Below are 7,678 nucleotides of genomic sequence, written 5' to 3'. Positions count from 1 at the left end.
TTCGTGTCTCTGATAGCCAAGATGGTCCGTTATCTCACCATCGTAAATGGCTTCAAGAACCTCTTTCGTCATCTTCCGCATTAGCTCTTGAAAATCCTCGGTAGTCTTGACTTCCTGTTCCTTGATTTACACCACTAACCCGATTGAAAGCTTTCATCGAGCGGTTAGGAAGGTGATGAAATCCAAGTGCATGTTTCCCAACGAGGACGCGGTCCTTAAGCTCATGTACCTGGCAAACATGCCAGCATTGAGTCCTCAATTTGAATCCTTCGTGGCCCTCCATTCTAAACATCGGTGAATAAGATTTTTGCGCAAATAATTGAACCCCCGGGACAATTAGAGGAGCCCTATCGAGGCTCCTCAAGTAATCAGTATTCATCGGTTTCTGCTTGTTGTAGATTGAGGTTTTCCGGAAGGTACTTGCCGGTCTTTTTTCTTTGACGCACACATTCTGTCAGCAAATACTCAATCTGCCCATTAACAGATCGAAAGTCAGCCTCGGCCCAGGCGGCGATCTCCTCGTATAGCTTCAAAGACAGGCGGAGTGGAACTTGCTTTTTACTCATCTTTAGTACAGGCTTCCACTATTTACAATTGGCTGAGCGTCTTTATTGCCACAGAGGATCACCAGGAGATTTGATACCATGGCCGCCTTCCGTTCTTCGTCAAGTTGAATACTTTCATTTTCGCTAAGTTTTTCCAAAGCCATTTCCACCATACCTACAGCTCCGTCTACAATCATCTTCCGAGCATCAATAATCGCGCTAGCCTGCTGCCTTTGCAGCATAACCGCGGCGATTTCCGGTGCATAGGCCAGATAGGTAATACGGGCTTCGATAATCTCCAAGCCTGCTCCTTCCACCTTATCTTGAATTTCCTGACGAATGCGCTCTGCCACAACCGCACTAGAACCCCGCAGACTACCTTCATCCGGGGTACCATCGCCCGTTGTGTCAACACCTTGAGCTATGTCATAAGGATAAATCCGGACAATACTTCTTACTGCGCTGTCACATTGCAAAGAAAGATATTCTTTAAAGTTGTCCACATTAAACACCGCTTTGGCTGTATCCACAACCCTCCACATGACTGCAATTCCAATTTCCACAGGATTACCCAAAACATCATTAACCTTTTGCTTGCTATTATTGAGGGTCATCACTTTTAAAGAAATCTTCTTGCTGGCCGCACTGCTTTGACCCACTGAAGTCTGCCCTGAGATTACAACCTTTGCTCCTGAATCATGATCTACGTCTCCGCTCTGTCCCAAACGGGTTTTGGCGGCGGGATTAACGGCGGAAGAAAAGGGGTTTACATAGAAAAAGCCTGGTTCCTTTAGTGTTCCAATGTAATTACCAAACAACGTGAGTACCAGGGCCTCTTGGGGCTTAATGATCTTTAGACCTGCAAAGGGAATGGCTCCAGCAAAGAGTCCAATAATCCCCACAACTAAAGGTAACGTACCGATAGGAAGCCCCGCTTTCAAAAGAAAGCCTCCAAGTACTACCAGACCAATGATCCCTAGATAAAGCAGGATTAAGACCATTAGCATTGCCATCCCGGATTTTGCTTTTAAAGTTTTTTCAGTCATCCATAGCTCACTCCTCCACTTTAGATATCAAAATGATATCATTTTGATAAGAGGATCGCAAGCACGTTTGAAAAAAATGGTTCGGATCGTAAGAGTCTGCAAACTCATGTGTCCAGCATGTCTGCTGAGCCGAAGAGTTGAAAGAAACCCTGTCGCCTTAACTAGCGGGAAGACAAGGGCGTCACTGGTAACGGTGGGGTCTAAAGGAAGTCGAAGGAAAAACGTGGAATGGTGGGAAGGCCCAAAAGCTAGATAACCTAGGGGTTAGGACGGACGGATTCATGTTCAGGCAGACTCGACTTGGTAATCTCGAACAAGCCGAAAGGCGATCTATGAGGGCAGCGTGTATATTGCGGTGTTTGTACCTTTTGAGACAGTCTCAAGGCTTTTGCACAGGTTGATGGGGATAAAGGTTACTCCGATGGCGCATGTAGCCTATAGAACCTCTATGAAAAATGACAAACTAAGCAACACGCACATCATTCCATCAAAGCAAACATTTGCAGATATCGACAGTCCACATGCTAATTCTTTGTTGCCATGTTAAAACTGGGTACGAAATCAGGGTTTTCACGGATATAGCCAAAATGTCTTGAGTCTATTATGCGGATGACGCCTAAGAGGCGTCATCCGGGTAACTAAGCAGTCAGCACGGCTAAGTGGTGAGCTAAAGCGTTTTTATATAGCCCCATGTATTCGGCTGCAGAACGGTTCCAGGAATGGTCTTCCTTCATAGCCTTTTGGATCAGGGAATGCCAAGCCCGTTGATTCTCGAACAGATACAAAGCCCGCTCAATGGCCTCGAGTAACGCATGGGGTTCGTAGTTGGTAAACGAAAAACCATTACCACTTCCGGTATTAGGATCGTAATCAATGACTGTATCCTGTAGTCCGCCTGTAGCTCGGACGATGGGAATAGTCCCATATCTAAGGCTTATCAACTGTCCTAGACCGCAGGGCTCAAAGGCCGAAGGCATGAGGAACATATCACATCCTGCATAGATCCTTTGGGCCAAGGTCACGTTAAAGCCGATCTCTACTCCGATCTTATCCGGGTACTTATTACGCAGATCCCGAAACATGTCTTCATAGTGTCCATCACCGGTGCCAAGAATAACAAGTTGCAACTGTCTTTGCATAAGCTCTTCGGCTATGCCTTCAATTAGATCCAAGCCCTTTTGATCAACTAAGCGGGAGACTAATCCCAGCAGGGGCACATCAAGCTGCGGTAATCCCATTTCCCGTTGGAGTTCCAACTTGTTACGTCGTTTACCCTCCAATTCGTCAACTGTGAAATTGTGGGTGATCCTTGGGTCAGTAGCCGGGTTGTACTCGTGAATGTTAATTCCGTTGCAGATACCGTATAGATCATGGCTACGCTGCTGTAGGATGCCCTCAAACCGTTCTCCATATTCTGGATGTTGGATCTCGTTGGCGTATGTGCGACTTACAGTGTTTAGTACATCGGACCAAACAAGTCCGGCTTTCATAAAGCTCATACTACCGTAAAACTCCAGTTTGCCTGGTTGAAAGTACTCATCCCCCAAGCCCAACAGGTTCAAGGACTCCTTCGGGAAATTCCCTTGATAACGCAGATTGTGAATGGTAAAGACCGTGGCAATTCCTCGGTAAAATGGGTCTTGTTGGTATTGTTCTTTCAAGAGCAATGGAATAGGCCCCGTCTGCCAGTCGTTGCAGTGAATTACATCGGGTCGAAATCCTAGGACCTTGATCATTTCCAGAACTGCCCGGGAAAAGAAAGCAAATCGTTCTGCTTCGTCCCAGTATCCGTAGATATGATCCCGATCGAAGTAATGATAGTTGTCTATAAAATAGACTGGTACTTTGCGGATAGTTCCGTCCATGCGGGCCTCGATATCCCCTTCTCGGACGATGGCGGTAGCTTTCCGGCTTCCTACCTGAACAGGAAAGTCAGCTATTGTTCTTTTGGCCTCAATCCGGGAATATCTAGGCATTACAATCCGTACATCATTGCCATAGGTTGCCAAAGCTTTAGGTAGGGAACCAGCCACATCAGCAAGCCCTCCGGTTTTAGCGAAGGGAACCACCTCTGCTGAGGCAAACAGGATTTTATGAGTTTCATCGAATTCTGGAATTCCCACAAGACCGTCCCCTTTCTCAAGGTTGACTGATGACTTCTTCCACTTGTCTAAGACTATTTGCTGCAAGTTCTGGTGCAGTTGGATTGATATAATACCCTGTGCCGAATTCAAATCCCGCGACAATAGTCAGCCGTGGTAAGATTTCCAAATGCCAATGGTAGTGTTCATGGCCTATCTCCCAAGGTGCGGTGTGTAGTACCATGTTGTAGGGAATTACATCAAAGGCTGACTCTAGTCTGCGAATTCCTGTGCTGAGGATGTGGCAGAATGTACTAATCTCCTGATCTGTGATGAGACCAAAGTCGTGACTATGTCGTCGGGGCATAATCCACATTTCATAGGGAAAACGGGAGGCAAAGGGACAAAACAACAGGAAGTCATCGTTTAGTTCTACTACCCGTGTCCCCGAAAGCTCTACTTCTAGCATATCGCAATACAGGCAACGTCCGTGGCGTTGAAAGTAGTCCGTGGCAATCCGCGTTTCGGTTGCGATAACCACAGGGACTAAGGGAGTTGCGATTAACTGGCAGTGGGCATGTTCTAGCGATGCTCCGGCAATTCGCCCTGAGTTTTTGAAAAATTGCAGGTACTTAAGCTTTGGATTGGTACGCAGATCATAGTATCGTTGAAGCAGCATCGCTATTATGCTCTTAAGCTGTCCGATGGAATGGGTCCCAAAGGTAGAATCATGATGGGGTGATTCTACCAATACTTCATGTACGCCGATTCCGTTTATTGCTTTGTACGGTACATGAACTACCTCGTTAATTCCTTGGGCCTCTAATGATAGGGCGGGGAACTTATTTGGTATTACCCGCACCGTCCACCCGGGGGTATTAGGAATATCCGGATCCCTGCCAGTTACTGCAATCTCCGGTGGTGTTTGGTGTTCATTGCCATAGCAAAAAGGGCATTCTCCCCCTCGTTTCTCTTGGTGGGCGATCCGAAAATCGTGGGGTCGTTTGCCCCGTTCCGATGCGATCACTACCCACATATCTGTGCTTGGATCATACCTTAATTGTGACACCGTATCCTCTCCTTGCCCAGGACTTGCCACTTATTGATGATGTCTTTCATAAGATGTAGCAAAGGAGCCTGGTTTATGCTACCTGTTTTTGGCTCTGCTCAAGATTATCTGTGCCAGTAGATCCATGATTTGCCGGTAATTTTGCCGATGGCTTAGCCGCTATTTTGGTAAGACTAACGGAAAAGGATACTAAGGAGTGAGGATCATTGGCTAGCAAAGCGCAGTTGATCGCGGTAGGGGAGACTTGTTCAGAGTTCAACCCCAGGGATGAGCAGGTAGACAGAACTTGTGAGCACTGTAGTCATTGGAACGATCAGGAATGTATCCTGGAGATCTTCAAAAGGCAACTGGCAAATCTGGACGAACCAGGGGGGATGGGTCTTCGAATGTAAGTTACCCTTAAGGCAGGAATCGGAGCCTAGGATGTCGTAAATATATAATTGAGAGGTAGTTCTAGACTCGGGGAGGTGTTATTCTTATGGGTATTGCTTGGAATGAATTGCAGGAGCTAGAAAAGCAAGGGTATTCCATTACCAAGATTATGGATCTTGCTGGCGGCGGTGCAAAGGTAATTATGACCAATGTGCAGACCAACGCCAAGAAAGTTGTTAGACTTAATCCAGAGGACAAAACCATGCTTGAGGCTCGGAATGCTAGAAGGAGATTCTAGCGCTTATTAGGGCAGGTTGTCCTGCTCTAGTGCGAGCAGGTAGGATTTTATCTTTGGATCAGGGGTAAATCCACCCCTTCCCGAGGCACCAATCACTCGATGGCAGGGGATAAGAATGGGAAGCGGGTTTTGGGATAACGCTCCACCCACTGCCCGGGCGTAGCCTCGTGTACCTAGTTTCTGAGCGATCTCGCCATAGGTGCAAATCGAACCGTAAGGAATTTGCGAAACCAGAGCAAAGACTCGCCTTTGAAAGGGCGTACAATACAGTTCATAGTCGATCTCAAAGGCGTGTCTTTTGCCCGCGAGATACGACTGTAGCTGATCGGTAAAGCGCCACCCCTCGGACCGGTAGTTAAGCCCAACCGGGCAATGTAACCGTTTTTCCAGCATACTGGTTATCTCACAAGTATCCTTTCCAAATCCCAAGGCTACTGCGGTATTGTCTAGTTCATACACTACGGTAAGATATCCTAAGCTATAGGCTACAAAAGAATAAAAGAATCTTTTGCTAGAAATTGACATAGTTGTTATCCCGCTTTATATCCAGTAATCGCCAGTTAGGGTCAACCACAACTCCCTGTAATTGCCCTTCAATATCGCAGGTGATGGTGTTTTTCGCCTTATCTAGCACCACATTAAACGTCCTACTATGTTCTGCAGTATCGATCCGTATTTCAACTGGTCCTTTATACATAGTACTACCTAGGTTAGCTATGGTAATAACTGCTTTTCCCTTTGTGTTTGAGGTGACCTCGGTAACTGCAAAATCGACATGTGCCGTGCCATACACCCAGTCTTTAAAAAACCAGTCCAGGTTCTGGCGACTTGCTTTCTCGACTGCCTTCTGCCACTGCGGCAAAGAGACCGTATCTCCTTTACAATTGGAGTATAAATCTGCAAGAACGGTCCGGTATATACCCTCCCCAACGATATCAGCTAGCATTTGATGGACATAGACGCCCTTGTGAATCAGTAGATCGAACTGATCCTGATAGACAAAGGTAATCTTAGCAAGGGGCATCTCAGCAGAACCCTCTTTTTTTATTTCCCTTAAAATATAGGCATATTCGGTGTAATTTCCTTGCATCAGCCTCACTCCATCGGAGGCCTGGTTGGAATCTAGAAAAAGCTTTGCAGAGTATTCGGCTAGGCCCTCGGCAAGGATCCATCCTTCTGTGAGTAAGGGAACTGTTGTATAGCCCCAGTAGTAGTGGGCAAGCTCGTGAGCTAGGGTATGGGATAGAATAGTAAAATCATTAGTATGAATAGCCCTGGCCACAATCCCACTGGATAGCACAATACCATACGGGGTGGAATAGGCCATCTCCATAGCTGAGTCGAAAATTACAACACTGGTACTTTCAGCCAAGAAGGGGCCAGACTGCTGCTCGTAAAAGCGTCTTGCTTGGTACACGATATCGGCCAATGCGGAAACAGCAGAAGACTGTCTTGGCGTGTAATAGACATGAACTGGTCGGCCGTCAGGGTAGTTAAACGTTGTTTTCTCCACAGAGAGGGCCAGGAAGTTTACCAGTGGACTGGGGACCGTGGATGCAAACTGATAGGTAGTACGTCCTTGGCTGGAATGTGTGCTTACAAGCTCACCCGGGACGATGGGGGTTAGTTGATTGGGCACAGTAGCCGTCAGGTTCAGGGTATACAGGTTTTCCTTAAGCATGCCAGGATACCAAGCTACAGCTGTGTCGTAGTGAATTTGGGGTAAGCTGAAATAGGACTCTTTTTCCTGACTGTAGGAGATGGTTACCTTTTTGACCTCTTCCTTTTTCAGTTTCTGGGGGAAATCCACCCACCAAACGGAAAGTAATCCACTGGGGATCTTCCATTTAGAAAACTTCGCTGGCTTACCGTCAATGGTTACCCCCAAGAGGGTAAAGCCTTCATCCAGGAAGAAGTACATCGATCCCACATTAGCCTTTAAGGATTTGACAGACATTGTTGCCACTAGGTCCACATTGATTGCCCGCTTATTGGGATCCGAGGCCTTGATCTCGTTGACATCTATCTTGAGATCATAGTGGGTGATGGCCACGTCGGACCGATTATACAAGTATAATGCCCCCTGTTCAACCAAAGAGACACAACCTGTGGCCAAAAAACCAATGCAAAGAATGATCATGCCAAGCTTACATGTTCTTAACATATGCAAGCACCTTTTTCAGTTGGAATGAGTCTATTTTCTCGATACCACTTCCATTTTCCTGCTGATTAACCTTTTTACCATGAAATATTGGAGGTGTTTCTGG

The 7,678-nt window shown here is 46.6% G+C and carries 8 protein-coding genes and 1 pseudogene; 3 read left to right on the top strand and 6 right to left on the bottom strand.

Translation table 11 applies throughout. The features are described 5' to 3' along the window. Positions 1-121 precede the first annotated feature (121 nt). Positions 122-235: pseudogene (locus M0Q40_02640) on the top strand (transposase). Positions 236-368: 133 nt separating this feature from the next. On the opposite strand, the gene M0Q40_02635 reads toward M0Q40_02640, so the two are convergent. From M0Q40_02635 to galT, 4 genes are all read right to left on the bottom strand, one after another. Next, on the bottom strand, positions 369-566 hold the full coding sequence (locus M0Q40_02635; GenBank protein ID MCK9221513.1) for a PTS ascorbate transporter subunit IIC: 198 nt from the start codon (positions 564-566) through the stop codon (positions 369-371). A gap of 2 nt (positions 567-568) precedes the next feature. Then, positions 569-1,591: an SPFH domain-containing protein gene (locus tag M0Q40_02630; protein ID MCK9221512.1), complete on the bottom strand. Its 1,023-nt coding sequence runs from the start codon at positions 1,589-1,591 to the stop codon at positions 569-571. Between the two features lie 638 nt (positions 1,592-2,229). Continuing rightward, positions 2,230-3,708: a glycogen synthase GlgA gene (glgA, locus tag M0Q40_02625; GenBank protein ID MCK9221511.1), complete on the bottom strand. Its 1,479-nt coding sequence runs from the start codon at positions 3,706-3,708 to the stop codon at positions 2,230-2,232. Between the two features lie 22 nt (positions 3,709-3,730). After that, positions 3,731-4,741 (bottom strand): galactose-1-phosphate uridylyltransferase, encoded by a 1,011-nt coding sequence (galT, locus tag M0Q40_02620; GenBank protein MCK9221510.1) that lies wholly within the window; start codon positions 4,739-4,741, stop codon positions 3,731-3,733. Positions 4,742-4,947: 206 nt separating this feature from the next. Here galT and M0Q40_02615 point away from each other — a divergent pair, with 206 nt between their 5' ends. Further along, positions 4,948-5,133 (top strand): hypothetical protein, encoded by a 186-nt coding sequence (locus tag M0Q40_02615; protein MCK9221509.1) that lies wholly within the window; start codon positions 4,948-4,950, stop codon positions 5,131-5,133. An 86-nt stretch (positions 5,134-5,219) separates the two neighbouring features. Beyond that, positions 5,220-5,411, top strand: a complete 192-nt coding sequence (locus M0Q40_02610; GenBank protein MCK9221508.1) for a hypothetical protein — start codon at positions 5,220-5,222, stop codon at positions 5,409-5,411. Positions 5,412-5,417: 6 nt separating this feature from the next. On the opposite strand, the gene M0Q40_02605 is transcribed toward M0Q40_02610, so the two are convergent. Beyond that, positions 5,418-5,936 carry a methylated-DNA--[protein]-cysteine S-methyltransferase gene (locus M0Q40_02605; protein ID MCK9221507.1) on the bottom strand — a complete coding sequence of 173 codons (519 nt, stop codon included), beginning with the start codon at positions 5,934-5,936 and terminating at the stop codon, positions 5,418-5,420. Further along, complete coding sequence (locus M0Q40_02600) at positions 5,923-7,575, bottom strand: hypothetical protein (protein ID MCK9221506.1); 1,653 nt, start codon at positions 7,573-7,575, stop codon at positions 5,923-5,925. Before M0Q40_02600 ends, M0Q40_02605 begins: the two co-directional genes overlap by 14 nt. Between the last annotated feature and the right edge of the window lie 103 nt (positions 7,576-7,678).

Source organism: Limnochordia bacterium (assembly GCA_023230925.1).
In the GTDB taxonomy this organism is placed as follows: Bacteria; Bacillota; Limnochordia; order DUMW01; family DUMW01; genus JALNWK01.
Note: the sequence above shows the minus strand (reverse complement) of the source record. Positions and strands in the feature narration are given on the sequence as shown.

Coding starts and splice junctions, on each gene's coding strand:
- M0Q40_02610 (MCK9221508.1), top strand. CDS start 5,220: ATGGGTATTGCTTGGAATGAATTGCAGGAGCTAGAAAAGCAAGGGTAT.
- M0Q40_02605 (MCK9221507.1), bottom strand. CDS start 5,936: ATGTCAATTTCTAGCAAAAGATTCTTTTATTCTTTTGTAGCCTATAGC.
- M0Q40_02630 (MCK9221512.1), bottom strand. CDS start 1,591: ATGACTGAAAAAACTTTAAAAGCAAAATCCGGGATGGCAATGCTAATG.
- M0Q40_02600 (MCK9221506.1), bottom strand. CDS start 7,575: ATGTTAAGAACATGTAAGCTTGGCATGATCATTCTTTGCATTGGTTTT.
- M0Q40_02635 (MCK9221513.1), bottom strand. CDS start 566: ATGAGTAAAAAGCAAGTTCCACTCCGCCTGTCTTTGAAGCTATACGAG.